The organism is Mucilaginibacter rubeus (assembly GCF_003286415.2).
In the GTDB taxonomy this organism is placed as follows: domain Bacteria; phylum Bacteroidota; class Bacteroidia; order Sphingobacteriales; family Sphingobacteriaceae; genus Mucilaginibacter; species Mucilaginibacter rubeus_A.
On sequence record NZ_CP043450.1, the window covers coordinates 944,370 to 970,702 of the forward strand.

Here is a 26,333-nt window from a genome sequence, read left to right on the forward strand (position 1 = left end):
ATGTTGCTTAACTTAGCACTTTTAATTAATTTGAGAATTTCAGAAGTGAAAAAAGATACTGTAAAGCTAAAAAAGAATGCATTAGCGGCATTTTTGAAAGATCATCACGGGAAGGAGGTAAAAAATGAATTTACCTCCGATTATGTTCATTACTATGAATGTGATGATAATCGGGTGGTCATCGAGAATACTAAAGCCGGCATGATCTGGATAGAAGCGGATCGTTCTGCATATTATGCCGAAAAAAGAGATGTGCTGAAATGGCAGGCATTTGATCCATATGCCTCAAAACAGCAAGAGATCAAATCTGTTGGAAGTGATAGTCATGCATTAATCCTTGATCTTTATGAGAAGCTTTCTATTAAGTCTCAAGATTCAATAAGGATGGAAGACCTCGCAAGGCTTGATAAAGCTATTAAAAAATATGGTTATGAAAGAGCGATTGAATCCTTGTATGTCAATTTAATAGTTTTTGCAGGTGAGTTTGTTAAACATTATAGGGGTGGACAATGGATTTTGGAAAGTGTGCATAACATCCCCGGAGAAGCGATGATGAAGCCAGTATTTGTTGATAGTCAACATAAAAACTATGATTTTGACTTTAATATACTATTATTAAGGACCTTTATTGAAAAAGGAAAGTTCAGTATGCAAAAGTTAATTCAATCCGCTGTTCAGTTAAACGCATTTCCGGTTGAACAATCTCCACAAGCTAAGTCTTGAAAGAGCATTGATCTTCAATTCGCCGCCCCGACATTTTTCCGCTGCGCTGCTAAACAGTCAGCCAATGGGATTTTATCAGCCGGCGCACATCATCAGAAACGCAGGAACACGGTGTTAAAATTGTGGAGATTGATGGTGAACTATTCTCAATGAAATAATTTACTCGAAAGCTGGCGTGGAAGTTTTGTCAAATACAGCAGGGAGGCGCCAGTTCAAAGGCATCCGTAGAGAAGGAGATGGAAAAGCTGGTCATGTAAGACAAAATCATTATAATAAGTGCACCAGCTTTCCGACGCAGGTGTTAATGTGGCCTCGATGGAAAAATTCGCCAAACCAAATACAGTCCGTCCGGGCATATAAAAATATTGGCCTTTTTATGGGATACATATATCCCGAATAAAAAGTATTTCCAAATTGTCTCTGGCTCCCTAATCTCTATAAATATAAAGGGTACATTAACTTCAGAAAACGGAAAGCGATCAATTCCTACGGAGTATAGCTTGTTCTATGACGGACGTTATCTCTTTCTATATATCGATGGAGCCACATTCAGATTTAAAAAGAAATAGTCAGTACCGATAAATTCATGTAAGATAATATTGTTGATCATCAACATACTACTGTCTTTTTCATTGAGTAACACCAATCAGGGAGGAATGAATTTTAGTCAACAAGTGCGCTTTGTTCCAACACATGAATGGTTCGGTAGTTATTCAGGAAACAATAGCCCTTATAAATGACTTTACTGTTCATGTAACCTTCAGGGCGTGGGAAACCCATCGACCTTCTTTCCTTGGGCATCTTAAGTGATAGAATGTATTTAATGAGAATAAAAGTATTTTTCAACTATTATTTCGGCCATTTCAGGTCTCCAATTTATAACTTAACCTCACTAATCCATCGAATATATTAGATTTAATCTCAACAAACGAGCACATATTATTTCAAGTACAGAAAACATTTTATAGATCTTTCAATAATAAATTAGAATATTTTAAAAGCGGATAGGCCAGACCTTCCTTTAGTTGGGATAGAATCAGGTATTGAGCGTTTTACATATTGTTATTATTTATCTTCTTAAGTACAAAATAGCATTATTAAGGTCAGTCGGCGATTATTTTTGAATACGCAATCATTCCATCCATTTAAGTCTATCAAGACAGATTTGGAGTGAATAGTACCGTTAACGTCCATTTTGTTTTTCGGGGTGGCTATGCTGATACCAATATTACCGCTTTGTCAATTCTGAAAAAACTTGTGCTGAGTAATTTGGAGGCGCAGATTGGACGGTGGTAAAATTATCAACGTTTAGCCCATGCACCATTTGTACTTTCTATGAAGGCATTGATGAACCGGCGAAGCCCCAATATTGGTGGTTGAGTTTCTGACAACGTTAGATGTGAGCATGATATTTGCATAATCCGATGCATTCTCAGGCGTAACGACCCGAAATTCAGCATCTAAACCGCGCTGTGTCCTCATCCCTGATTATCAGGTTTCGAAGTATTGATTCTGTCAATTGGTGGGAAGTCATTTTGCTGGGCATTTAAACGGTAAATAACAGGCGATTAATAGGACGGAAGATATAAATAGCTTTTTGTTCATAAATAACAATTAGTAGACTATGTTGCTGCGGCTATTAATTCATGGCTTAAGGATTATAAGCTCCAATGATAATAATCACATAATTACCAAGCCAAAGCATCACTGATATCAAAAAAAAAAGCACTATCATTACAGACAAATTTCACGGATGCAAGACTATTCGAATACAAAGATATTTTACAATTTACAATGTTGCAGAGGCATTGCCGCTGTTATGGTCCTTATGGCACATGCAAACCTAATGGTAGATAAGCAGATGTTTTCCGGCGCTTTTATTATTGGATGGAGTGGCGTAGACTTTTTCTTTATATTAAGCGGTTTTATTATCTATTACATTAATTTTAAATATGCGGGTAAAAGAAATGAGTTAAAAAAATATTTAAGTAAAAGATTGATAAGGGTTTATCCGATATACTGGCTTTACACTACAGCTTTTCTGATACTCAATTATTTACTGATTAAATTTGCGGGTAAAGGGATTATCAATTGGATCAGCTTGGATTTTATGGGGATCTTACGCTCATATTTATTATATCCAACCAATATTGTAAAAAGCGAAATGCCAATTATTCCTGTGGCCTGGACGCTTAGTTTCGAAATAATATTTTACATTATTTTTGGCGTGTACATATTGTCAAATAAAAAGATATTTCAACTCATTGTTGGAATATGGATGCTCTTTGTCGCTTTAAACTTTTTCAAAGTTATCGATGTAACTCAGTCTCCTTTGTTGTCGACCTTATGTAATGCAAAAAATATTGAATTTATCTATGGATGCGTTATAGCTCACCTATCGTTAAAAAATAAAATTAGCCGAAACCGATCTATTGGTATATCGGTACTACTCGTTGGAATGATACTATTAGCAATATCATGGATTAACGAAATGAACCAATGCAGATACTTTCCCAAAATGGATAGCTTGAATTTTGGAATTCCTTACAGCCTTATCATTTATGGACTCATATCATTGGAAACATATAATCCAAATAACAAAATTAAGAATTCATTAGTTTTCCTGGGGGACGCATCATACTCTATATATTTAATGCATTATATTTCCATTGTTATTTTATACGTTATTTTTAAACGTATCATGCACAACCATTACGGTGTTTTTGTTATAATAACCACTGTTTTGACAGCCGCAGGATGTATCTGTTATTCCTGGATTGAAATGCCATTGTTAAAGACTATCAGAAGGTATTCCAAGAAACAAAATACTCCGGTTATCGTCCATTAAAACAGCGATCCAAAATCCACCGCTTTTGTACTTGATAAAGAAACGGGACTGATCACGGAAGATAAATTTGAGTTCAACTTATTCCTGCAACAAATGGGGACCTCAATTCAAGCCGCATTTGGGAATACTTTGATAATATCAACTACAAAACAAAAGGATTAGTTTAAGAATGTCCATTCCTTCCTTGCCAGATCCGAGCGGCCTCGCAACCAGGATCTGCCCACTCGGGATGATGATTAATCCGGGCGAAAGAATTAATTAAAAAAAACATCGTCATAGAAATCAGCCAGAAATGAACCGTTTTCAATTCAAGTCTAAATGTGACTATCGCCCACACCGGTGATGCGGCCTGGATCCAGGAATCCGGTGCCATACTGCCTGATTCGATCATTGAAGAGATTGGCCTACGGGTCGAAAATGAATATCAATAACCATCAATGCCATGCCGGAAATCCCTGATTTAAACATATTCAGCAGCAACCTTTCCCGAAGACTCGTTGGAAAGACCTTGGCGTCAATCCATATCCCGATAAGCCGCCAGCTCAAAGTTTCCGAAAACGTCATTCAGGAGGCGTTGGAAGGCCAGCCTTTAACGGCCATTAACAGGATAGGCAAGGAATTACACTTTTTATTTGGAAACGGGCATGTATTAAGCATCCATCTGATGCTGCACGGCACCATGTACTGGTATGAAAATGAAAATACCAGCCGGTTTACGATTGCGGAATTGCTGTTTGCTGACGGTACCGGATTGGCGGTCACCGACTGGCAAAAGGCGGTGATCCTGACGCTTGATCCTAAACCCAACGGAGTGCCGGATGCCATGGACCTGCCGGCCGGTTACCTGAAGACTGCACTCGCCAAATTGTCCAAGCCCATCAAAACGGTGTTAACCGATGGGAAAACTGTACAGGGTATTGGCAACGCTTATGTGGATGAGATCCTTTACGCGGCAAAAATATCCCCTTTTTCAAAAGCCAACAAAATCCCTGAAGCTCATATTGAGGTCTTAACCCAGGCCATTAAAAATGTGTTAACGGATGCGGAAAACCATATCCGCGGAAATTTTCCGGATACCATCACTGAAAAGGAACGCGATTTTCTGCAGGTGCACCGGCCGAAGCAAACCCTGACGCTTAAGGGTGAAGTAATACTCAAAGCCGAGCTGGATAAACGTAAGACGTATTATACGGAAAGTCAGCAGTTATTTGAGTAAGTTCCTGTTAAATTATCATTTGGATCACTGCCTCCTGTAGCGGTTGAAGATATCGATTGCTAATTTCTTGTAATGTCCGGCAATGAAATATGAGCATATCTTTATTAGCGATCAACTGAAAGGGGCTTCCTTTGTCATGCAGCAGGCAGCCAGGAATGTAATGGCCGGCGAGCGGATCACTGTAATCTCCCCGACGCAAATCCTGAATGCAGAGACTGAGGCAGCAATAAATGCTTCCAGCAAAAGTGCCGGTAAAAACAAGTTGATATTCTAGGCAAAGAACTCGGCCACCGGGGTATTACCGTTAACTCATTCATACTTGTGGGTAATTGATCAGGCAAGCATAGAAAAGAAAGCAGACTTGCTTTGTCATCGAAAAGTAATCAAAATTCTTTGTAGTAATTGTTTTCGGTTGGATGTCGTTAAATGATAATACATATTAGTTAATATTATTTCATTTTTTTGCCTATTATTGGTTATAATGAATTTGATTTAGCTTTTTGTTAATTTATTTACCTGTTATATATGATTGCTGCAACCAAGAGTGATAGAAATGATATTGTCAGCATGCTGACAGAAGCTTTCGCTGACAATAAAAGTGTCAATTATATCATTGCAGATCCGGGTGACAGAAAACAAATAAAGGCCCTGATGGGCTATTCATTTGATGTGTGCGAGATGTTCGGGAAGGTTTTTATTACTGAAGACCGCCGGGGGTGTGCACTTCTCCTGTACCCGCAGGAAAAGCGACCGACTCTTCGTGGGTTTTGGCTTGATATCAAACTTATTTTTCAGGCGGTGGGTATACTGAACATCGGAAAAGCATTAAACCGGGAGTCTGCGATTAAAAGATTACAACCGGGGGGAGCGATGGTTTATTTATGGTTTATAGGGGTCAGCCCGGAAAGTCAGCATCATGGGGTAGGATCGAAGCTCATGCAGGAAATTATCCAAATGGCTGACGATCAAAACCTGCCGGTCCTGCTTGAGACCTCTGTGCCCGAAAATATAGGCTGGTATTCCAGGTTTGGTTTTAAAACTTATGCTGAACTCGATTTAAGCTATACTTTGTACTTTTTGCGTCGTTAGGAGCGACTGATCAACCTATGCTGGTTTTTGGAACACAAATGCATCTGATCACTTTTGTATTTGTCGTGTTGGAGTTCTGTATGTTCATTTTCCAGCTGGCCAGGTTTTTCTACCGGCCCCAGGATAAACACCGGGATTACTACCTATTACTTTTATTATTGCTGTTGTTTTATAACATCACCGGCGGACTGTTTCCCGACACCTCCTTATCATGGCCGCTATCCATTCAATTGATTATTGCCTACGGCAGCGGATTTTTAATGGCCTCTTTCTTCCCGCTCTTCTTTTATAAAGTCATGGACCTGCCCGCATTACGGTGGCATGCCTATTATGGTGTTCCCTTATTTTTGATGCTGCCTTACCTTATATTTTTTGTGATCGATTATGCTATTAACAGGGATATTGATGCAGACTTAAAGTATGGACTTATAGCACCGTTCATCTATGCGATGGTGCTGCTTTATGTCATGTTTAAAAGTATCCGTGCAAAATATCTTTTAAAGCGGAACGAAAAGGAGTATTTTGAGGAGATCGCCATGTATCTGGCAGTAAGCCCCTGGGCGGCTTTAACGCTGTTTGGTGTAGTTGAAGCCAGCCAGGTAACAGAAGTCTTCTGCACGAACACAGGTATTGTTTTCATCACTTTTATTTTTTTGGCCCAGTCCGTCACGAAAGCGAGACATGAGCAGTTAGCCGAAGTTGTCTCCGGGAAAGAAGTATTTCTGCCGGATTTCGACGCACGCAGCAGGCAGTTTAAATTAACCAAGCGGGAAATTGAGATCGCCTTGCTTTTTCGTAAGGGACTCACCTATAATGAAATAGCGGATATCTTATTTATATCTGTTAAAACGGTTGGGAACCACGTTCAAAATATTTATGATAAAACGGGAGTGAACAATAAGGTTGCACTCATTCACAAATTATTTGAATAAGATGGGCGAACAGCTATAGGGATAAATACCCATATCTCCATTTTGAGTTAAATTCCCTATATGATGGGCGGGATTTAACGCGGTTATTTGCTTTATAGTTAACCGGTAAAGCAAATTTTGATTTATGCAGCCACATCACTTTTACTTAATAAGTACCCGGAAGTCATCGTTTCTGATAGCGGAAACCATGGCAAATAGTAGCGGGACTTCGCTGATACAGCCATCAGAAATTTTGAGAAACCCTGATGGTTGAAGTTGAATGCATGTATAGGTGTGGTAGCTCACGATTCTCAGAGGCATATCTAAAAACCTGTAGCGAAAACCCAGTTTATTTCTGAGAAGAGGGTAAGCACATCTGCGTCGTATCGATTCAACATGCGCTGTGAAAAATAAAGCGTTACCGGTGATGAAAGATTACTCCGGAACGCTTTGGGCAGCTCCTGACCGACATTTTTCTCAATAGCCCCTATGCATATATTGACAGGCTTCGCTCAACGTCGGCTAAGCGGCGAAGCTTTGCTGTTCTCTGCTGAAAATATCTGAAAATCAATGCCTATGGTGAAAGTTTACGTATTGGCTGCCGAGTGGAAGTTGTTGCCGGTCAACAGGCTAAAGCAGTTTGATTTAAATTAGTTTTTATGATTCAGGAGATTAGTAACCGGCTGTTGGCGCAGTTGGAAAGTGAATTGGAAAAAGTGGCTTTTGAGCACAGAGACGCCTTTGTCCGCTGGACGAGTGCGTTAAAGTTGATCCGTGATGCACTGGCAAAGCTGAAAGTGCATTTTAAGGATTGCGTCTTTAAGGATAAGGCAGAGGAAATCACTTTTTTTAAGTTTATCAAGCCCGCCTTTTATCACTGGAATATCTATTACTCGGAACTCTATGAGATCGAAGTGAACCTGCCCAAGGGCGATGCGGCTAAACAACTGGAGTTCCTGGAGCAGGAGTTGCAGTATGTCACCCGTTTCTTTAGGCAATATGCTTTTTTATACCAGTATTATAAGCTGAAGGCGGAGGAACTGGACAGCCTCTATTTTATCCGGGGCGCGCAGCCGCAACATATCCTTTTACCCAATATCCCTGACCTGGACCCGGAGTTTTCGACAAGTTGCGATTACCTGTTTTCGAAGTTTAAGGCTTTTGAGGCTTTGCGGGACTGGCTGGTGGAAAGGGTGCTGGATTTGCGCAGGAGCCCGGCTGCGCCTTTTGATCCGGGTGGGGAAGCTTCAGTTTTGCACTGGACGGGTGATACGATCAACCTGGCGGAGGTGGGGATCGGGATTTACCAGACGGTTCAGGTGAACAATGGTTCGGCGAGTATCGCAGATATTTTCAGGGCTTTGGAAGATACGTTTCATGTGAACCTGGGTATTCCTTCCAAACGGGTTTCGGAGTTGCGGCGGCGTAAGCGGCTGGACCGCACGCAATACCTGGGTGAGATGCGCGAGAGTATCGAGCGGAAGCTGGATAAGGAGAATGAGTATGACCCGTATAAGAGAGGCCAGGGGAAGGTTTAGGGATGGGGTTGTGTGGTGTGGCTGGTGATGGGTTGTGATGGTTTGATGATGCTTTTGTAAGGGTTTTGATGGGGGTGGTTTTATGGTTTTTTTAGAGGCTATTGATTATTTGAGGGATATCCCTGCTTGTCCCGGTTATAAGCCCGGCGGCTTTGAAATTTTGCTTTTGAAAATCCGGCGCAATGCCGTGCCGGATAAAAGCAAAATGTTATGGTTTTTAAAAATGTGAGCTGGCAGGCTTTTTTGGTGGCTGCCCTGGCGCTGGCAGGTGTCTGGTACCTGTTGGTGCTCCCGCTGCTGTACCGCCGGCAGTTGAAGGATTGGCTGGGCAGCCGGAAGGGTAAGCCAGATTTGAGGCCGGTATGCCGGGATTGGGATGAGGAGATGTTTGAGGAACCGCTGGCGGAAGCGGAAGATGGGCTGATCGGTCAGTCCAGGTTGCCGGCAGGCCTGTCCCGCGTGGGGATGAATATGTTCGGCTTTGCTGATCCTCTGGAGGCTTCGGACGGGTTGCGCGAGCTGCAGCAGGGCCTGGTGCCGGATGTGATCGAGGAGCTGAAAAGCATTTTTCATATCCTGGAAAAGGAACAGGGCGGTAAGGATGATTTCATCGCGCTGTTCGCCCTGGTGAAAAGCAAGTATGCGGCGATCCGGGATACGCCCAGCCAGCGGGCGCTGAATGATTACATCCGGGAGAACGCCCTTTTTCCGATCTCGGATGACGAGTTAACTAACCTCTGGAACTAACCCTTAACCCTTTAATTTTTATGAAAGCATTTATCAAATTCATTAAATCTCTATATCAATTTGTGGTCGCCTGGATCAGGGCTTACCGCGAAGTCCCTGCGTCGCAAAAACGTATCGCGCTGACCAAGGCGCTGATGTTCGGGATGGGCCTGCTGACTTTCAATATCTGTTTTGGGCAGGACGGCAATTCGGGGATCAACGAGGCGACGACGAAGGTCAAAGGTTATTTCGACAGTGGTTGTAACCTGATGTATGCCATCGGTGCGGTGGTCGGGATCATCGGCGCGGTGAAGGTGTTTAATAAGTGGAATGCGGGGGAACCGGATACCAATAAGGTGGCGGCGGCCTGGTTCGGCTCCTGTATCTTTCTGGTGGTGGTGGCGACGGTGTTGAAGTCGTTCTTCGGTATTTAATGACCATTTAATCATTCCTTCCCTTTGGGGAGGTCAGGAAGGGTGTCATGATATATCAGATCAATAAAGGTGTATCCAAACCGATCGTTTTTCGCGGTTTGAAGGCGCAGTATATCGCTTACCTGGCGGTTGGGCTGGTATTGCTGCTGATCGGTTTTGCGGTGCTGTATATCTGCGGCTTGTCGCTCTGGGTGATCCTGCCGCTGGTGCTGGCTTTGGGTACGGGCCTGTTTTTTTCGGTGTTCCGTTTATCACACCGTTTTGGGGAGCATGGGCTCACGAAGCATTTGGCCAAAAGGCAGTTGCCGGATCTTATCCGCTGCCATTCACGCCGCTTGTTTATTCAATTAAAAGAGTCCTCTCCTGGTGGGAGGATTTAGGAAGGTTTAGGAGGATTTATGTCGATCAATTTAGAGGATTTATTGCCATTGGTGAAAGTGGAGAACGGTGCGGTCCTTTCGGCACACGGGGATATTACAATCGGCTACGAGGTGAAGCTGCCGGAAATTTTTACGCTGTCTGACCGGGATTATGAAGCTTATCACCAGGCCTGGGTGAAGGCGATTCGTTTGCTGCCGGTGGGTTCGGTGTTCCATAAGCAGGACTGGTGGCTGGAGGATAGCTTCAAGGCGGATTTTGAAAGGGCGGGTACGGGGTTCCTGTCACGGGCCAGTGAGCGTTTTTTTAATGAGCGGGAATGCCTGGCGCATAGCTGCTATGTCTTTCTGACGCAGAAGCCGAAAGACCGCAGGCTGGGTTCTTCGGCGTACAGCAATCTGCTGCGCAAAAGTATTGTGCCGCAGCAAACGCTGAACCCGGTGTTGTTTAAAGATTTCCTGGACAGCGCGGGGCAGTTTGAACGGGTGCTGGCGGACAGCGGTTTTGTTTCCCTGGTCCGCTTGGGGGACGATGAGCTGGCGGGTACGGCGGGTCAGGCCGGTGTGATCGAGCGTTACCTGATGCTTTCGGGTAAGGGGGAACGCCCGGTTTTGCAGGATATTCACATCGCGGATGAGCTGCGGATCGGGAAGCAGCAGGCGGAGTTGTATACGCTGGCGGATGTGGAGGATCTGCCGCCTTTATGCGGTTCCCGGATCAATTATGATAAATATTCGACGGACCGGACGAAGTTCGCGATCGGCTTTGCTTCGCCTTTGGGTTGTTTGCTCCCCTGTAACCATATCCTGAACCAGTATGTGTTTATCGGGGATATTGTCAAAACGATCAAACGGCTGGAGGCGAAAAAGCTGCGTTTGCAGTCCCTTTCGGGCTATAGCCGGGAGAATGCGATTAGTCGGGATGCGGTGAATGATTTCCTGAACGAGGCGATTGGCGAGCAGCGGATGCCGGTCAAGGCGCATTTCAATGTGCTGTGCTGGTCGGATGATCCTGCGCGGGTACGCGAGCTGAAAAACCTGGTGGGTTCGGCGATGGCGCAGCTGGATGCGACGGTGCGTTTGGAAACGGATGGTGCGGCGCAGATCTGGTTCGCGGGGATGCCGGGCAATGAGGCGGATTTCCCGATGAACGATACGTTTGATACGTTCATCGAGCAGGCAGCTTGTTTCTTTAACCTGGAAAGTAATTACCGGGACAGTGTTTCGCCCTTCGGTGTGCGCCTGGGCGACCGTTTGACGGGTAAGCCCGTACATGTGGATATTTCGGATGAGCCGATGCGCCTGGGTTATATCACGAACCGCAATAAGTTTTTGATCGCCCCCTCAGGCGGGGGCAAGTCTTTTTTCGCCAATCACCTGATGCATAGTTATTATGCGCAGGGCGCGCATATCGTGTTGCTGGACGTGGGCCATAGTTATAAAGGTTTGTGCGAACTGGTCGGAGGCTACTATTTCACGTATTCGGATACGTCCCCGATCCGCTTCAACCCTTTTTATCTAACGGCTGGCGATACGCTGGATACGGAGAAAAAGGAAAGTATCAAGACCCTGCTGCTGGCGCTCTGGAAAAAGGATGACGAGCCGTATACCCGTTCGGAGTATGTGGCGATATCGAATGCGCTGACAGGTTATTTCGGGCATTTGGAAAAGCACCCGGATATCTTCCCTTGTTTCAATACGTTTTACGAGTACCTGATGGAGGTCTATATGCAGGTGCTGGAAGATGGCAAGGTGAAGGAGAAAGATTTTGATGTGGCCAATTTCCTGTATGTGCTTAATCCTTATTACCGGGGCGGGGAGTTCGGTTTTTTATTGAATGCGACGGAAAACCTGGATTTGTTGCATGAACGCTTTATTGTGTTCGAGATCGATGCGGTGAAAGACCACCCGATCCTGTTCCCGGTGGTAACGCTGATCCTGATGGAGATGTTCATCAGTAAGATGCGCAAGCTGAAGGGTATCCGGAAGGTGATTTTAATTGAAGAATGCTGGAAGGCCATTGCCAAGGAAGGCATGGCGGAATACCTGAAGTATTTATTCAAGACCGTTCGTAAATTCTTCGGCGAGGCCATCGTGGTTACCCAGGAAGTCGAGGATATTATTTCTTCCCCTATCGTGAAGCAGGCGATCATCAATAACTCCGATTGCAAGATCCTGCTTGATCAGAGCAAGTACCAGAACAAGTTTGATGCGATCCAGGAATTGCTGGGCCTGACGGATAAGGAAAAGGCGCAGGTCCTGTCGATAAACCGGGCGAATGACCCGAAGCGGAGATACAAGGAGGTGTTTATCTCGCTGGGTGGCCAGTATTCCAAGGTTTACCGGACGGAAGTAAGTCTGACGGAGTACCTGGCTTATACGACGGAGGAAAGCGAAAAGCTGAAGGTGCAGCAGTATGCGCAGCAATACGGCAGTATCCAGAAAGGGATAGCGATGCTGGCCATGGAATTAATTACTAAAAAATCATGAGATGAAACAGTTGATCAGAAGACAGTTAGTTAGCCGCATGATGATTGCCGGCGCCGCTTTCGTGGGGGCTTGCCAAAGTAAAAGTGGCAAGGTGCAGGCGTTTATCGATGGGGTGTATGTCAACCGTGCGCGAAGCGAATTTGCGATAGCGGATGATACACTGGGTTTTACGCAGGCGGATGGCACGCATTATTACATTACCCGGCGTACGGGTTACCAGGCGATCCGTAACGGGAAGCTCCTGCCGAAGAAATTCAAGCTGGAAAAGGTGGAGGGCGACTATGACCCGAATACCCGTTTGCTGAACGAAACGACGACGGGCCGGGTGTTCTATTTCGATCCGGAATCCGGGATGCTGCGGTTAAAGCAGGCGGTATACCGCAGGATTAATTAACCCATTTATTTACCACAAACCATTGAAAGTGCCGCATTTGCGTGGTGCTAAAGGAGGCTATTGTGTTTAAAAAACTTAAAAAAATGATGAAACAGTATATGGTGATCCTGCCGCTTTCTTCGGCGACCATACTGGTTTCCCTGCCGAAGGGCGCTGACGCGCAGTTTGTCGTCGGCTCGGTCATTAATTCCACGGTGGGCCGGGTGATCCGGGCTATCGATTTGCAGGTGCAGCGTTTGCAGAACGAAACGATCTGGCTGCAGAATGCGCAAAAAGCGCTGGAAAACCAGTTATCCAAACTCAAACTCGCGGAGATATCCGATCAGGAGCAGCAGCAACAGCATCTGTTTAAGAAGTATTACCAGGAGCTGGCGACGGTGAAATCCCTGATCGCTTACTACGGGCGGATTAAGGCCATGACGCAGAAGCAGGCGGCTTTGCTGGGCCAGTATCACCAGGCCTGGGGCTTGCTGAAGGCCGACCGGCATTTTTCGGTGGAAGAACTGGAGGTTATGCAAAAGGTCTATTCGGGGATTTTGCAGGAAAGCGTGAAGAACCTGGATGAGCTTTTGATGGTAGTGAGCTCCTTCAAGACGCAGATGACGGATGCGAAGCGGCTGGAACTGATCGACAAGGCGGCGGACCGCATCGATACGAATTGCAGCGACCTGCGGGAATTCAATAACCAGAACTATACGCTGAGTATCCAGCGGGCCAAAAGCGAAAACGAGGTGCTCACTTTGAAAAAATATTATGGTTTGGATTAGGCGATTGGTGAAGCCTTCCCTACCGAGGAGGGTTTGGGTGGGGCTTGTTTGCTTTTTGCTTTGGGCTTTTAGCTTTCAGCTATGTAAAGCGCAAACTTTCGCGGAGTGGTTCAGCCAGAAGAAGACGCAGATCAAGTACCTCACCCAGCAGATCGCGGCTTTGAACCAGTATGGCAGTTACGTCCGGCAGGGTTACCAGATAGCGAAAGGCGGCTGGAACGGGATCGGCAATTGGGTTTTAGCGGAGTTTAACGGGCATTCGGCTTATTACAGTTCCCTGCGGAGGGTGAACCCGGCGATCAGGGATAACCCGAAGGCCGATAGTACCCTTCTTTATGCGGAGGGGATTCCCCTGGTTTTTGACCGGCTGGATGGGCTTTCAGCCTTGGGGCAGGGCGATCAGGAATATATCGCGAAAGTCAAAGCGGCGGTGCTGGAGGAAACGGACAAAGATGTTGCCGAACTGGATTTGGTGATGACAGACGGTAAGGTAGAAATGCGGGATGATAAGCGCATTCGACGCTTGGATCTGATCTACGAGCGGGTTCGGGATAAGCTGGGGTTCAGCATTTCGTTTGGCAATGCGGTGCGGGTACTGATCGTGCAGCGCAGGAATTCAATAAACGATATCAACACTTTAAAAAGCATTTATGGAAAGGATGAACAAGGTGAAAGGTAAAGCGCGAAAGGTAAAATGTTTGCTATCGCGCCTGGTCGGTTGGTGTTGCTTTCTGCTTTGCGCTTTCAGCTTTCGGCCTGCCCGGGCGCAGGTCGCTACCGGGCAGGATATGCAGCAGTTGCTGTATGATATCGAGAAGCTGACGCAGTTCAAGGCGATCCTGTCGGATATGCAGAAAGGCTATTCGATCTTAATTCAGGGCTACCAGCAGGTGAAAGACCTGGCGCAGGGGAATTTTAAGCTGCACAGTGTGTTCCTGGATGGCCTGTTGCTGGTCAACCCGGAGGTGGCCAGGTATGCGCGTGTGGCGGATATTATCAGTGCAGAGGCCGGTATCGTTTCGGAGTATAAACAGGCTTTGGGCCGGTTCCGGGGCGGTGGTTTGTTTAACGCGGCGGAACTCGATTACCTGGGCCGGGTGTATGCGCAGCTGACGGCTGCGGCGCTGGATGACCTGGATGCGCTGACGAATGTGATCACGGCTTCCAAGCTGAGAATGAGCGATGATGAACGGTTGTTGGCCATTGACCGCATTTACGCTTCGGGGAGCAATAAGCTGCAATTCCTGCGCGATTTTAACCGGCGTACGGCGGTGTTGCAGGTGCAAAGGCAGCAGGAACAGCAATTCGTTAACCATTTAAAATCCCTGTACCCATGAAAAGTAAAGTTTTTGATAAAGTTTTAAGGATGGGTATGGCACTGCTACTGCTGAGTGCTACTGCCACAACGGTTAACGCCCAGGATATCAGTTCCAGCCTGAAGGGGATGCAGCCGGTATTGAACAAGGTGTATGACCAGATGATCCCGATGTGCGGGAACCTGATTGATGCGGGGCGCGGTATCGCCGGGTTCGCGGCTTTGTGGTTCATCGCTTCGAGGGTCTGGAAACAGATCGCGCGGGCGGAACCGATCGATTTTTACCCGCTGTTAAGGCCTTTTGCTTTGGGGATCGCGATTTTATTGTTTCCGGCGGTGATCGGGTTGATGAACGGGGTGATGCAACCGGTGGTTTCGGCGACGAACAGCATGGTGAAAAATTCGGATAACAGTATCGCTTTGCTATTGAAGCAAAAGGAAGATGCGATCAAGAATTCTTCGGCTTACCAGATGTATGTGGGCGATGACGGGAATGGTGACCGCTCGAAATGGTACCAGTACACGCACCCGGATGACCCGGCGGGTGACCAGGAAGGGATGTTTTCGGCTTTGGGCAATGATGTGAAATTCTGGATGGATAAGCAGGCTTACAATTTCAGGAATAACATCAAGCAATGGCTGAGCGAGGTGCTGCAGGTATTGTATGCGGCGGCGATCCTGTGTATCAATGTGATCCGGACGTTTTACCTGATCGTGCTGGCGATCCTGGGGCCTTTGGTGTTCGGCTTCGCGGTGTTCGACGGCTTGCAGCATACGCTGACGCAGTGGATCGCCCGCTATATCAATATTTTCCTGTGGCTGCCCATCGCGAATATTTTCGGTTCGATCATCGGCCAGGTGCAGCAGGAAATGCTTAAGCTGGATATCTCGCATATCAATAGCAATGGCGATACTTTCTTCAGCCAGACGGATTTTGCGTACCTGATTTTTCTCTGTATCGGTATCGTCGGGTACTTTTCGGTGCCGAGCGTGGCCAATTATGTCATCCATGCGCATGGCGGTAACGGGTTGCTGAATAATGTGACGCGGATTACGCACAGCGTGACGAATACGACGGTCAGCGCGGCCTCCGGTACGGGTTCTGTTTTAGGCGACCGGATGGAACAGGGCGCGGCGAATATCTGGCATGCACCGGGTAATTTCCGGAAGGGTTATGACAGCGGTGGCAGCGATTATCAGAAAAGTAAACTCAAAGGAGATTAAGGAGGGCGTATGTTTCAACACTTCAAAAATATTGACCGTGCTTTTAAGCACATTAAACTGTTCAGCTACCTGCTGATTTTATCCTGTGTTTTGATTTCGGGTTTCGCGATCTGGAAGAGTTATGAAAGCGCTTCGGATTTCCGCAGCCATATCTACGTGCTGGCCAATGGTAAGGCTTTGGAAGCGATCGCGCAGGGCAGGCGGGATAATATCCCGGTGGAGCTGCGCGACCATATCAAGGTGTTCCATGAGGCTTTTTTTAACCTCGATCCGGATGATAAACAGATACAGGCGACGGTTTTAAGGGCTTTGTACCTGGCGGATGGTTCGGCTAAAACGGCTTATGATAACCTGAAAGAGGCGGGCTATTACAATAACCTGGTTTCGGGGAATATCAGCCAGCAGGTGACGGTGGACAGTATCCGTTTGGATATGAATGTTTACCCTTATGGGTTTACCTGTTATGCGCGGGAAAAGCTGGTGCGCAGTACGTCGGTGACGACGCGGTTTTTGGTGACGCAGGGCTTTGCCCGCAATGTTTCCCGCAGCGATAATAACCCGCACGGGTTTCTGATCGAACGCTGGGAAACGATCAGGAACGAGGATGAACAGGTAAAAAGTAAGCGGCCATGAACTTATTAAAACGGAAGACGAAACGCGGTGCAGCGCCGGCGCTTTGGCTGCTGCGTTTCCCGGCGGGCCTGGAATTGCGGCAGCGCAGGGCGGCGGACTGGTTAAGCCGAAAAACGCAGTACTGGAATAAAGGTTCCTGGCTGGTAGCGCTGGTCTTGTTCGTGGTGCTGTTCGGGAGTTGCTGCTTGTATTTGTGTATCAAAGTATTTATTCATTTCTAATCAAAAGATTTATGACAACACCAGAAAAAAGGAAACTGGTCATGCTGCTGGTGCTGCCGGTGTTCGTGCTGTTGTTTTCCGCTTTGGGCTTTTATGCTTTGGGCGGCGGGCAAGGTACGGATACGGTAAACGCAGCGGAGCGAAAGCCCGGTATCAATACAGCGCTGCCGGGGGCGCAATTGCAAAAGGACGGCCCGGCGGATAAAATGGGGCTGTATGAAAAAGCGCAGCGGGACAGTGCGACAGAAAAGTCGCATTCGGCTGCCGGGGCCTTCGCGGCTTTGGGCTGGGATACGGCGAAGTTTAACAGGCCGGCGAACACGGCGGCTGATAATGAAAAGCGGATTCAGGAAAGGCTGGCGGCGATCAACCGGCAGATCAACCAGCCGCCACCGCAGCCATCGAGGACGATTGCCGCTTTGCCTGCGGCCGACAACGAGCAGGCGGAACAGTTAAAGCAACTGGAAAAAATGCTGAGGCAAAAACAGGTGGAAAGTTCAGCGCCCGATCCGCAGATGGCGCAGCTGAGTGCGATGCTGGATAAGATCAAAGAGATCCAAAACCCAGCTTTGGTGCCGGATAAGGTCAGGGCTGCGGAGGTTGGTGCTGTTCCGGTGCCGGACAGCGCTTTTAAAGCGATACCGGCACTGATCGATGGGAACCAGAAGGTCCCACCAGGTGGCGTGGTGAAATTGGTTTTGGCGGATACGGTGCGGGTTGCCGGGATGCTGCTGGAAAAAGGGCAATCGCTTTGGGGAGCCTGTTCGGTGACGAACCAGCGGCTGTTGCTGGATATTAAAAATATCCGTTTGGGCAGTTCGATCATCCCGGTGAACCTCACCGTGTTTTCGCTGGACGGCATGGCGGGTATCGCGGTGCCGGAAGCGGAACTGGGCGCGGCGGCCGGGCAGGGCGCAGACGGCGCGTTGCAGGGCATGCAGTTCCCGTCCGGGGACTACTCGCTGGGCAGCCAGGCGGCCGTGGCGGGTATCTCGGCGGCGAAAGGGCTTTTGGGCAAAAAGGCAAAACGCATTCGGGTGAAACTGCATGGCGGGCAGCAGGTGCTGTTGAGGCTTAACGGGCATTGATATGTACCTGGAAACCAAACATGCGCCGGCGATCATCAGGCTGTTGGAAGATGCGCAGGATGTGGGGATGAACTACGTGGTGTTCGAAATGTGGCCTTGCGAAAGGTCGCTGCACCCGGCTGACCTGGATTTTTTCGATACGCTGGGTGATGCGCTCGATCACTGGGAACGTAAGGTAGACCTGGGTTCCCTGCCCGCCGAGGTGGATCACCCGGTTTATTACCGGCACGTCGATCAGTTGCTGATCGATATGAAAGAAGCGAATGGTTTAACAAACGATAAAGAAATGAATTACAACAATCTGGAAAATCTGAAAGAAGAACTTTCCAAACTGGGTTTTGGAAAAAAGGTAACGGAGGACATGCAAAAGCAAATGGAAAAAGGCGTGAGCGATTTCCAGCTGCATGACCGGGTACAGGGGAATAAGGGACAGGTTGACCTGACGCTGCATTTCCGGCAGTCGGGCCAGTCCGAAAATTATTACCTCAACAAGTTCGAGGTAAGTTTACTGAACGGCAAACCACTGGGCGAAGGGGAAAAATACATGGTGGTCAACCCGGATATCCAAAAAGAAGGGAAACCGCTGGTACGCTCCTTCGAACGTGCGGCGGACGCGATAGAGTTTTTTAAAGGGCAGAACGGTAACGCGGTGCTGGCTTCGGGTAAGGACTGGGCGCACAAGACGGAACTGGCCCGGATGGAGAACGGAAATACCAATTACGTGGAAAAAGATTTTAACCGCACTTTCCGTAACCCGGGGATCAGCCAGACGGTGTTTGTCGAGCGCGGCAAAGGTTTTACGTCGGAACAGGCGGTGAACCTGATCCAGGGCCGGGCGGTATTCCGGGATGATTTGATCAAACTGGGCGGTGAGCCTTACGCGGCCTGGAACAAGCTGGATATGGACAGCCAGAAGGATAAGTACCATAACTTCCAGATGCTGCAATATCACGTGCCGACCTTTGGTTTCGACCTGAAGGAAACCTTGGGGAAATTCAATATTAAGGAACTGGCGGATGAAAAGAAAATGGAGGCTTTGGTGAAATCCTTCGAGCAGGGTAACCGCCCGCTGGTAACTGTCGTAAAAGACGGCCAGGAGGTGAAATTGTTTGCCGAAGTGCAGCCACGTTACAGCCAGCTCAATTTCTTCCGGGAAGATGGCCGGTCGGAGAAGCGCGAGCAATTCCTGAAACCGGAGTTCCTGCAGGACCTGAAGCTGAACAAGGACAAGGGCCTGGGTAAAGTGCAGGAACAGGGTATGTCAGTATAAGGGTATTGTTTATCTTTGCCGCCTTTTGATTTGAAAAACAACAAAATCATTTATCATTAAATTTTAAGAGCATGGAAAAAATTGCAGAATTGAAAGCATTGGTGGAAACCGCGGAAAAAGAAGGTGCCGCGTTTTATGAAAAAGGCAACAAAGCAGCGGGTACCCGTTTGCGTAATGCCTTACAGCAGATCAAAGTTTTAGCGACGGATCTGCGTAAAGACGTAACCGAAAAGAAAAACGAAACGAAATAAGTATTCATTCACGCTTAACGAATTTGGGTAAAGCCCTGCCGATGTCCGGCAGGGCTTTGTTGTTTCATTCCAATGAGCTGAAGTATATTTCGAATTTGATAAAATAGCGCAATAAATACTATTTTGCATGATAAATCTTAACACAAAACCTGTATGGACAAGGATATTTCTAAACCTAATAACAACATCATTTGGTCGGGTGCAGCCGGTGAAGAGCTTTTTATCATTTTCATAGAAGCTTACCTGCAAAGCTCTAACAGACAATATTTGACTGCGCTCAGACTGGAAAAGCTGTTGGTTATCTTTTTTAAGATTGGTATACTGCATGACTTTTTTGATGTCAATAAAACAGATACCGATGACCAATTGCTCAGCGTCAAATATTATTTGCACGGCTCTATATTAACTACCGCAAAACAAAATCGAAAGAAGGATCAATATTACCTGCATAAAACAGGCACTTACTTTAGTAAAAAATTGGTAGAGGACAAGATTTTGATTAAGGATGAAAGTCAGTATTTTATCAGCCCCCGACATGCGGTTGCGCATGATAATCCAAACAGCGTTAGAGCCAGGTATATGGGTGAATTGTTGTCGCTCGTATTGGAAAATGAAAAATATATCAATGACCGGGAGTTAGTGATCCTGACAAGCTGTTTTAGCACTAATGATATCACGGGCTCGTTATTTGCAGAGCTTAAGTTATTCAAGTCTTCCTACTTCAGTTTTGAGAAGAAAAATGTATCTGAGAAAATTCCTGCATTGCGAAATCAACAATTCTTTATTGCCATAAACAGTGGCCTTTTTAAATTCAAAAGTTTTTTACGAAAGGAGCCATCAGAGATCATTCAAAGAGTGGCAGAGAATCTTGACTCCGATAACCGGCACACCTGGAATAGCCTTTGGCCAGAAGCTGATCTTGATTTTAACCTGATCGATGAAGTTACCTTGATACCTATTCTGGATTACGGTATATTGATTTATAAACTCAATATATTGATTCGTTGTATGGATAATTATTTCCGCAAGGATAAATCCAAACAAGATGAACTTACTAATCTCACGGAGGATTTTAAGTCTGTGATTAGCTTAAACCTGCCTTCCAAATACCAGGTTTTTGTCAATCATGATCTGATCGCCTTTCATGGCCAGTTTAAGAGAAATATTCAATATGACCACCTAGCGCGGGAATTAACCACCCTACTGGAATTGTTTGATGATACGGGCGTAAAACTGAAGTCCCCCCAAATAAATAACAAAAAAGACGGCAAACGCAAGCTGAAACAACCTGATATTGTTAATGTCCTTTTAGCCTCTCCGGGCGATACGCAAATTGAAAGAGCATTTTTACTGGATAAGCTGGAGCGCAAATTCCGTACGGACGGTCATGAAGCACATTGTCAGAGGCGGCTGATCGTTCATGCCTGGGAAGATATTGCCACGCAAAGTGGTTATGCCCAAGATATTATCAACTATAAGTATTTAAAAAACGTTGATATTGTGCTTGCTGTTTTTAAACATAAACTCGGTACGCCCACGAGTCATTCCAATGGCTCCATTCGTGCCGAATCGGGAACGGCTGAGGAACTTTTATATGCGATCAATAACAATGCGTCAAAATACCCATTGGGTATGGCTTATTTTTATGAACGCCCGCCAAAAGTGCAGCTGGACGCGCCCGATTTTCAAAAAGTGATCGATGAATGGGAGCGGTTGAAAAAATTCAAGGACAGCATCAAGACAAAAATTATGTATAAATCCTATGATGGTAAACTGGATCTGTTAAATAAAGCCTGCGTTGATGTGGCTCAAAATATCAATGAGTTATTTTAGAGTAAGGGAAAATGCGCTGCCAATGGCCGAGTTGGCAGCGCATTTCCTGTTTAGTCTTTAATCAGTCGCCCGATGACCGCTCTGTCATTTTCGCGCTGCACCACGATGTTGCAGAGGATCACCAGCCTTTCCTGGATCATCTGGAAATCTAAGAATCGGGTAAGTACCTTATAAACACCACCCTTTGATGTGAACTCGGGATTTTCCATTGTTCCGCCAGTCATTTCTTTAGTTTCCAGGCCCAGAAAGTCACCGGGAAGCGGCAGATCGCCGACACTATCTGCATGAAGGCCGTAATCGGTCATATCTTCTTCGTACGGACGTCCGTTGCCATCGGGGTCGAATTCCTGTATCCTGACCCATACATTTTTTCTTTGTGTAAGCGCTAAGCCTTCTGATGATTCCAGTGACATGATGTTAAGTGTTTAAGGTTTATATATTCTGTTAAATTTATTTAGCTGTTGATGCGAGGTATCTAAATGGTTTTGAGTTTCTTAATAACTGCATCCGTTTCTTTTTTATATCCGAGTTCAGCTACTTTGTTGCTTTGAATATAGGTGATAAGATCGCCGGCATCCACCTTGCTTATTCTGGCGATGGGAAGGATCAGGTGTAGCGTACTTTGGGTTTGTTGCTGGTCAAGTAAATTGGATTTGATCGTGTTGATCAACCCATTGATATGCTTTTCTTCACCGTTCAATGCGATGATCTGCAACATTTCATAATTGTTTTTATACCGGCTGATGTTGTTTTTGTCGGTCATCAGGTCGAAGGCTACGGTTTGTATGGCGGGTGACAGCCGTTTAAACTCTGCTTCCGGCATTTCGAACAGCAGGTCGGCAACCATTTTATTGGCTCTTTCCTGGCTTAAATGCGCCAATAACAGCGGATCGTGATCCGCATTGGCCTTGACCTGATCCAAAATGCGTGATAAATGGGTTTTTAATTCATTATCCGTATAGTCCGGCGTATTTTCCTGCCGGTATAGGGTCTTCAGCAGGATTGCATTGGTTTCCTCATTGATCACCGAAAAAGCGTTGATTATGCCTTTAAGCGGCGCGGTGTCCAGGTCAGGATATTCTTCGATCGTGCTGAAGAATTTGGCTTTCACAGCATCTTCGCCATATTGCATGATCAGTTCACTGATCCAGGTCGCCGAATCCGGGTGGGCGCAGGTCAGGCGATAACACTCAAATAAATAAGAAACTGTTTCTTCCAGGGTGCCTTCAGGTAAATTGTGCAGGTATTTTTGCATGCCACTGCCGGGTAATCTTTTGGAGGAAAATAAGGTTTGGTTCAGATTGGTGATCCCATCAAGAATTCGCTGATCAGATTGTAAGTTTCTCGAAGCCGTTAAAATGGGATCGAGCGTATGAATGATCTGCCATTCGCTGTCCGGCGTATTGTTAATTGAAAATTGCGCGAAGTTAAATAAAGGGAAAAGTAATTGATTTTGCTCAGTTAAATTGGTTGCGAGGTATAGCCACTGTTCCTTGCTATTGTCATCATCCCAAATCCGCTGTTCTCCATTGACCAGATAGTCATGAATGATCATATCAGTATATAACAGGTCCAGTTGCCAACCGCTTAACTCACGATCTAATTTGTCGGTCAGCTTTTTATTGTTCAGGTAACTACGGAAACTCTTGGCGGCGAGGATAAGTTGATCCGTCCCGGCGGCGCGGTAGTAGGCCTGGTATAATTCAAACTGCGGACTATCGTAAAATTTACTTTCTTCCACGGTAAAGTCATTTAAAGCGGAAGCGATGCCTTTGTCCATAAAGGACAGTTTTCGCGCCAGCGCATGATTGCTGAAGGCAACCAGGTTAGCCATGTTTTTGGTGTTGCTCACATAAAGGGCAATGTTCTTCCGCAGTTCATTTTCTAATCGGCCATAATAACTATCACTGAGTTCCGGCGCGTAAGTCAGGAAAATGTAGATATTATCCAGCAGGTTAGGTATATCGGTAGTGGTAAGTTTATTCTTTATGGCCTTATTCAGACTAAAGAGGAAAAAATCAATAATGTTCTCTTTGATATACCCGGTTTCCTTCAATATTTCCCCAAGACCGGGAAAATCTTTAGCCTGGATTGCTGTTAATATCTTCTCCGGCAGGACATCATAATTGTCACTGTTGATCAGGATTTTTTGCAGGGTATCAAAACCCAGGTTCCTTGTACTGACAAAGGTGGCATCTAAAAAAGCGGTATATCCATCCGGATCCTTTTCTTTGGTACTGTGATACCCTTCCGTAAGGAAGGTTTCGGGGTTCAGACAAAGCGCTTTATAATGGTTGTGCCATTCCTCGCGGATGATGAGGAATTTACAAATGGCGATCTCGTTATCTTCAGAGAACTTTTTTCCGTATTTATCTTTCATTAATACCATTTCCAGTTGCAGGTTGTTATAAAACTGGATGATCCTGCGCGGGTTTGAGGCATATTCCTTGGCGATGATATTGATGGTGTCCGGTTTGAAACCTAATTTATTCTGGTTGTTGATCTGTGCTGCGAAATCAAATATCTCTGTCACCTTATAAGGTTTGATCCGGACGGTTACATTGAAATATTTTCGCAGAAACTCTTCACTTTCTTTTAACCCTTCTGCTTCTCCTTTAAAAATATGTTTCTTCAGTGCGTTGTCATCAACGGGGATCAGGAAAATTACATCCAGTCTGGTATCGATAAAATTCTTGGTATTGGTTAAAAGCTCGTACGCGGTTTCTTTATGGCAGCGATCAATATTGTCGATAACGATCACCAATTTATCAATATCGCCGTCTTCCTTGCCTTTAATGAAGTTGGCCATTTTCTCTATGCCGGTTTTCTTTTTAAGCGCTTTGCCGACGATCTCGTTAAAGCATTCTTCAAATTGTTCGGGAGCAAAAAAGTAAGGCTGTTGCGTGGTGACTTTATATTCATTGAACGCTTTTGAAAAAACATTGGTCAGGAAACCAAGCATGGAAAGGATGATGGCCAGTGTTATGGTACCGGAACCAGGCGTTTTGAATATCGAATACGCACCCAGAAGCAAAAGTAAAGCGATTACGATCAGTGTCAGGTAGGGCAGGTTGAACTTACGTGTGACATCGACTTCGGTGTTTTTACTCATGTAAAAGGATGACATTTTCTCTGTCTGTTCCAGTCCGAGCGCGTGCTGTACTTTCAACAGGAACATACGTCTGAACGAATCGTTAGCGTATTTCCAGGCATCGTAGATCACAAATTGAACACGCTGGTTTTTGTCCTTATCTAATTCTGTAGTTAATGTTTTAATAATGGACGATTTACCGGAACCCCATTCACCGAAAAGCCCTATGGTCATAGGCGTGCTCTGCGGCGCGTTCAGGATCAGGTCCTTTAAAGAGTGTGCATAGGATTTGGTGTGGAGAAGATCTTTTTCATTCAGGTCCACCTCCTTATCGATGAGTAGGTTCATAAATGTGCAGTAGGGTTTAGAAATTGGCAAAACGAATATACGAGTGTTTGACCTATTTTTGAGCAGGCTTAGTTATTGTCTTCAAAAAAATAAAGATCATTTAATGGCCTTTTCGGATATTTAAGGGATTTAATATACCAAATAAACGATCATAGTGGCTAAAAATACAGAGCGGGTCGCGTACCTGATTATTAATAAAGAGGACTTTAAACGTAAAGTTGCAGATCGGTTGGCCATTGGCCAGGAATTCCTGACGCGTAAGATTTCGGATTTGGACGGAAAGGATAAATGCTGGAAGGAGTTCATGGATTGGGATCATTACAATCTGGAAATGATCAAGCAAGCTTTTGAATATCCTGATAATGTTTACGGTGAAGAATACAAGCGTCATACAGGTGCTCCCGGTGCCTATTTCGGGGGATCATATACACCGCCATCCTTCGAAGAGTCGCTTGAAAACATACGCAAAGAGATGGGGTACCAGGTATCGAAGCTGAAGCGTTTTGGAGATAAGATCGAATTATTGCGGGTTAAGCCCGGTTCGACAATTCTGGTAGAGGCATCTCAACTGGACAATTTGTTGCGCTTGCTGAAAAGGTTTCATAAGGTTGTACAGGAATTGCGTGATCGCCGGGCGGATCGGGAACCTGTTTTGATCGTCGATGAATATGATGTACAATACGTTTTAAAGGCGCTGTTGAAGCTGTATTTTAACGATGTACGACCAGAGGAGTTTTCACCAAGTCATGCGGGCGCCAACACACGGATCGACTTTGTTCTTAAGGAGGAAGGTATTGTGCTGGAAACCAAGATGACCCATGAAAGGCTAAAAGCGAAGGCGTTGGGCGAAGAATTATTAATTGATATCGGACGATATAAAAACTATCCGGATTGCACTGATCTGGTCATCTTTATATATGATAAGGGCGATCACATTATCAATAAACAAGGATTTGCAGCCGACCTGGAACAGCAATCGACTCCCGGATTTAAAGTATCAGTGGTGATTATACCGGACTAATTAAAAGTAATTTTAGGGAAAGGTCAGGATGATTCGCCTGGGTTAAATCCCCAACCGTTCTGATCCGTTGCGTTGAAAATGGAAAGCCGGCTTTTGTCGATAATAAGTGCCAGTTTTGATTCGCCTAACTCCGCCCAACCGATCTCAAAACAAAAATAACGGGTACTGCCGTTCTCCAGCGGTTGGCTACCAGTATAGAAGCTGCGGTCAAATCCCTGGAAATATAATACGACATAGTCAGCGATCCATTCGTCGCGACCGGCCAGGGCTTTTTTTAACAGTTTGTAATTTCGTTCGATAGTCCTGATAACTGCCGTGTGCTTATCCTGAAATCCTGCCATGGCATCCAGTTTATGCCGTTCGCGGGTGGCCCGTGCGCGACATACATCATCACAATAACGCTTATCGGTGCGCCCCGAAAATATTTCCTTACCGCAGCTTTCGCAACGCCTTTTGGTATGGGTGTCGTTTGTCATGGTTGATGCTATTATAAACGAACGCGTCCGGTTATAATTGATTGCGTTC

General features: G+C 45.8%; 26 protein-coding genes. 22 read left to right on the forward strand and 4 right to left on the reverse strand.

The window, feature by feature from the left end; translation table 11 throughout:
* The gene (locus DEO27_RS03765; protein WP_112569887.1) at window positions 1–723 is read left to right on the forward strand and encodes a hypothetical protein; all 723 of its coding nucleotides are present in this window, start codon (window positions 1–3) and stop codon (window positions 721–723) included.
* A 663-nt stretch (window positions 724–1,386) separates the two neighbouring features.
* Here DEO27_RS03765 and DEO27_RS31290 read toward each other — a convergent pair.
* Complete coding sequence (locus DEO27_RS31290; protein WP_190295313.1) at window positions 1,387–1,524, reverse strand: hypothetical protein; 138 nt, start codon at window positions 1,522–1,524, stop codon at window positions 1,387–1,389.
* 1,027 nt (window positions 1,525–2,551) lie between these two features.
* Between DEO27_RS31290 and DEO27_RS03770 the strand changes: the two genes are divergently transcribed.
* The 20 genes from DEO27_RS03770 to DEO27_RS03865 all read left to right on the forward strand — a co-directional run bounded on the left by DEO27_RS03770 (window position 2,552) and on the right by DEO27_RS03865 (window position 21,348).
* A complete protein-coding gene (locus DEO27_RS03770) occupies window positions 2,552–3,571 on the forward strand; it encodes an acyltransferase family protein (RefSeq protein ID WP_262714172.1) in 1,020 nt (339 codons plus the stop codon).
* Between the two features lie 442 nt (window positions 3,572–4,013).
* Complete coding sequence (locus DEO27_RS03775; RefSeq protein WP_112569893.1) at window positions 4,014–4,787, forward strand: DNA-formamidopyrimidine glycosylase family protein; 774 nt, start codon at window positions 4,014–4,016, stop codon at window positions 4,785–4,787.
* A 525-nt stretch (window positions 4,788–5,312) separates the two neighbouring features.
* Window positions 5,313–5,876, forward strand: a complete 564-nt coding sequence (locus tag DEO27_RS03780; RefSeq protein ID WP_112569897.1) for a GNAT family N-acetyltransferase — start codon at window positions 5,313–5,315, stop codon at window positions 5,874–5,876.
* Window positions 5,877–5,893: 17 nt separating this feature from the next.
* Window positions 5,894–6,808 carry a helix-turn-helix transcriptional regulator gene (locus tag DEO27_RS03785; RefSeq protein WP_112569899.1) on the forward strand — a complete coding sequence of 305 codons (915 nt, stop codon included), beginning with the start codon at window positions 5,894–5,896 and terminating at the stop codon, window positions 6,806–6,808.
* A gap of 638 nt (window positions 6,809–7,446) precedes the next feature.
* Window positions 7,447–8,325 carry an RteC domain-containing protein gene (locus tag DEO27_RS03790; RefSeq protein ID WP_112569901.1) on the forward strand — a complete coding sequence of 293 codons (879 nt, stop codon included), beginning with the start codon at window positions 7,447–7,449 and terminating at the stop codon, window positions 8,323–8,325.
* Window positions 8,326–8,535: 210 nt separating this feature from the next.
* Complete coding sequence (locus DEO27_RS03795; RefSeq protein WP_146750014.1) at window positions 8,536–9,072, forward strand: hypothetical protein; 537 nt, start codon at window positions 8,536–8,538, stop codon at window positions 9,070–9,072.
* A 134-nt stretch (window positions 9,073–9,206) separates the two neighbouring features.
* Window positions 9,207–9,485 (forward strand): DUF4134 domain-containing protein, encoded by a 279-nt coding sequence (locus tag DEO27_RS03800; protein ID WP_112570056.1) that lies wholly within the window; start codon window positions 9,207–9,209, stop codon window positions 9,483–9,485.
* 47 nt (window positions 9,486–9,532) lie between these two features.
* Window positions 9,533–9,865: a DUF4133 domain-containing protein gene (locus DEO27_RS03805; RefSeq protein ID WP_112569905.1), complete on the forward strand. Its 333-nt coding sequence runs from the start codon at window positions 9,533–9,535 to the stop codon at window positions 9,863–9,865.
* An 18-nt stretch (window positions 9,866–9,883) separates the two neighbouring features.
* On the forward strand, window positions 9,884–12,352 hold the full coding sequence (locus DEO27_RS03810; protein ID WP_112569907.1) for a TraG family conjugative transposon ATPase: 2,469 nt from the start codon (window positions 9,884–9,886) through the stop codon (window positions 12,350–12,352).
* A 1-nt stretch (window position 12,353) separates the two neighbouring features.
* Window positions 12,354–12,746, forward strand: coding sequence for a hypothetical protein (locus DEO27_RS03815; RefSeq protein ID WP_112569909.1), 393 nt, complete (start codon window positions 12,354–12,356; stop codon window positions 12,744–12,746).
* Window positions 12,747–12,832: 86 nt separating this feature from the next.
* Window positions 12,833–13,513: a conjugal transfer protein TraI gene (locus tag DEO27_RS03820; protein ID WP_112570058.1), complete on the forward strand. Its 681-nt coding sequence runs from the start codon at window positions 12,833–12,835 to the stop codon at window positions 13,511–13,513.
* The gene (locus DEO27_RS03825) at window positions 13,500–14,192 is read left to right on the forward strand and encodes a hypothetical protein (RefSeq protein ID WP_112569911.1); all 693 of its coding nucleotides are present in this window, start codon (window positions 13,500–13,502) and stop codon (window positions 14,190–14,192) included. The genes DEO27_RS03820 and DEO27_RS03825 overlap by 14 nt, the downstream gene beginning before the upstream one ends.
* Window positions 14,164–14,850: a TerB family tellurite resistance protein gene (locus DEO27_RS03830; RefSeq protein WP_223818157.1), complete on the forward strand. Its 687-nt coding sequence runs from the start codon at window positions 14,164–14,166 to the stop codon at window positions 14,848–14,850. The genes DEO27_RS03825 and DEO27_RS03830 overlap by 29 nt, the downstream gene beginning before the upstream one ends.
* Entirely contained in the window at window positions 14,847–16,052 is a 1,206-nt protein-coding gene (gene traJ, locus DEO27_RS03835; protein ID WP_112569913.1) for a conjugative transposon protein TraJ, read from the forward strand. Before DEO27_RS03830 ends, traJ begins: the two co-directional genes overlap by 4 nt.
* 9 nt (window positions 16,053–16,061) lie before the next feature.
* A complete protein-coding gene (gene traK / locus DEO27_RS03840) occupies window positions 16,062–16,685 on the forward strand; it encodes a conjugative transposon protein TraK (protein WP_112569915.1) in 624 nt (207 codons plus the stop codon).
* Complete coding sequence (locus tag DEO27_RS03845) at window positions 16,682–16,906, forward strand: hypothetical protein (protein WP_146750015.1); 225 nt, start codon at window positions 16,682–16,684, stop codon at window positions 16,904–16,906. The genes traK and DEO27_RS03845 overlap by 4 nt, the downstream gene beginning before the upstream one ends.
* Before the next feature lie 11 nt (window positions 16,907–16,917).
* Entirely contained in the window at window positions 16,918–17,994 is a 1,077-nt protein-coding gene (traM, locus tag DEO27_RS03850) for a conjugative transposon protein TraM (RefSeq protein ID WP_112569917.1), read from the forward strand.
* 1 nt (window position 17,995) lies between these two features.
* A complete protein-coding gene (locus tag DEO27_RS03855) occupies window positions 17,996–19,264 on the forward strand; it encodes a hypothetical protein (RefSeq protein ID WP_223818158.1) in 1,269 nt (422 codons plus the stop codon).
* Window positions 19,265–19,335: 71 nt separating this feature from the next.
* Window positions 19,336–19,515, forward strand: a complete 180-nt coding sequence (locus DEO27_RS03860) for a histone H1 (RefSeq protein ID WP_112569919.1) — start codon at window positions 19,336–19,338, stop codon at window positions 19,513–19,515.
* Between the two features lie 477 nt (window positions 19,516–19,992).
* Window positions 19,993–21,348: a hypothetical protein gene (locus DEO27_RS03865; protein WP_149301865.1), complete on the forward strand. Its 1,356-nt coding sequence runs from the start codon at window positions 19,993–19,995 to the stop codon at window positions 21,346–21,348.
* A gap of 50 nt (window positions 21,349–21,398) precedes the next feature.
* Here the strand turns inward: DEO27_RS03865 and DEO27_RS03870 are convergent, their stop codons facing one another.
* Both DEO27_RS03870 and DEO27_RS03875 read right to left on the reverse strand, forming a co-directional pair.
* Entirely contained in the window at window positions 21,399–21,761 is a 363-nt protein-coding gene (locus DEO27_RS03870; protein WP_112569923.1) for a hypothetical protein, read from the reverse strand.
* Window positions 21,762–21,823: 62 nt separating this feature from the next.
* On the reverse strand, window positions 21,824–24,787 hold the full coding sequence (locus tag DEO27_RS03875) for a P-loop NTPase fold protein (protein WP_112569925.1): 2,964 nt from the start codon (window positions 24,785–24,787) through the stop codon (window positions 21,824–21,826).
* Window positions 24,788–24,941: 154 nt separating this feature from the next.
* Here DEO27_RS03875 and DEO27_RS03880 point away from each other — a divergent pair, with 154 nt between their 5' ends.
* Window positions 24,942–25,808, forward strand: coding sequence for a hypothetical protein (locus DEO27_RS03880; protein ID WP_112569928.1), 867 nt, complete (start codon window positions 24,942–24,944; stop codon window positions 25,806–25,808).
* A 23-nt stretch (window positions 25,809–25,831) separates the two neighbouring features.
* Here the strand turns inward: DEO27_RS03880 and DEO27_RS03885 are convergent, their stop codons facing one another.
* Window positions 25,832–26,284: a hypothetical protein gene (locus DEO27_RS03885; RefSeq protein WP_146750017.1), complete on the reverse strand. Its 453-nt coding sequence runs from the start codon at window positions 26,282–26,284 to the stop codon at window positions 25,832–25,834.
* Window positions 26,285–26,333: the final 49 nt, after the last annotated feature.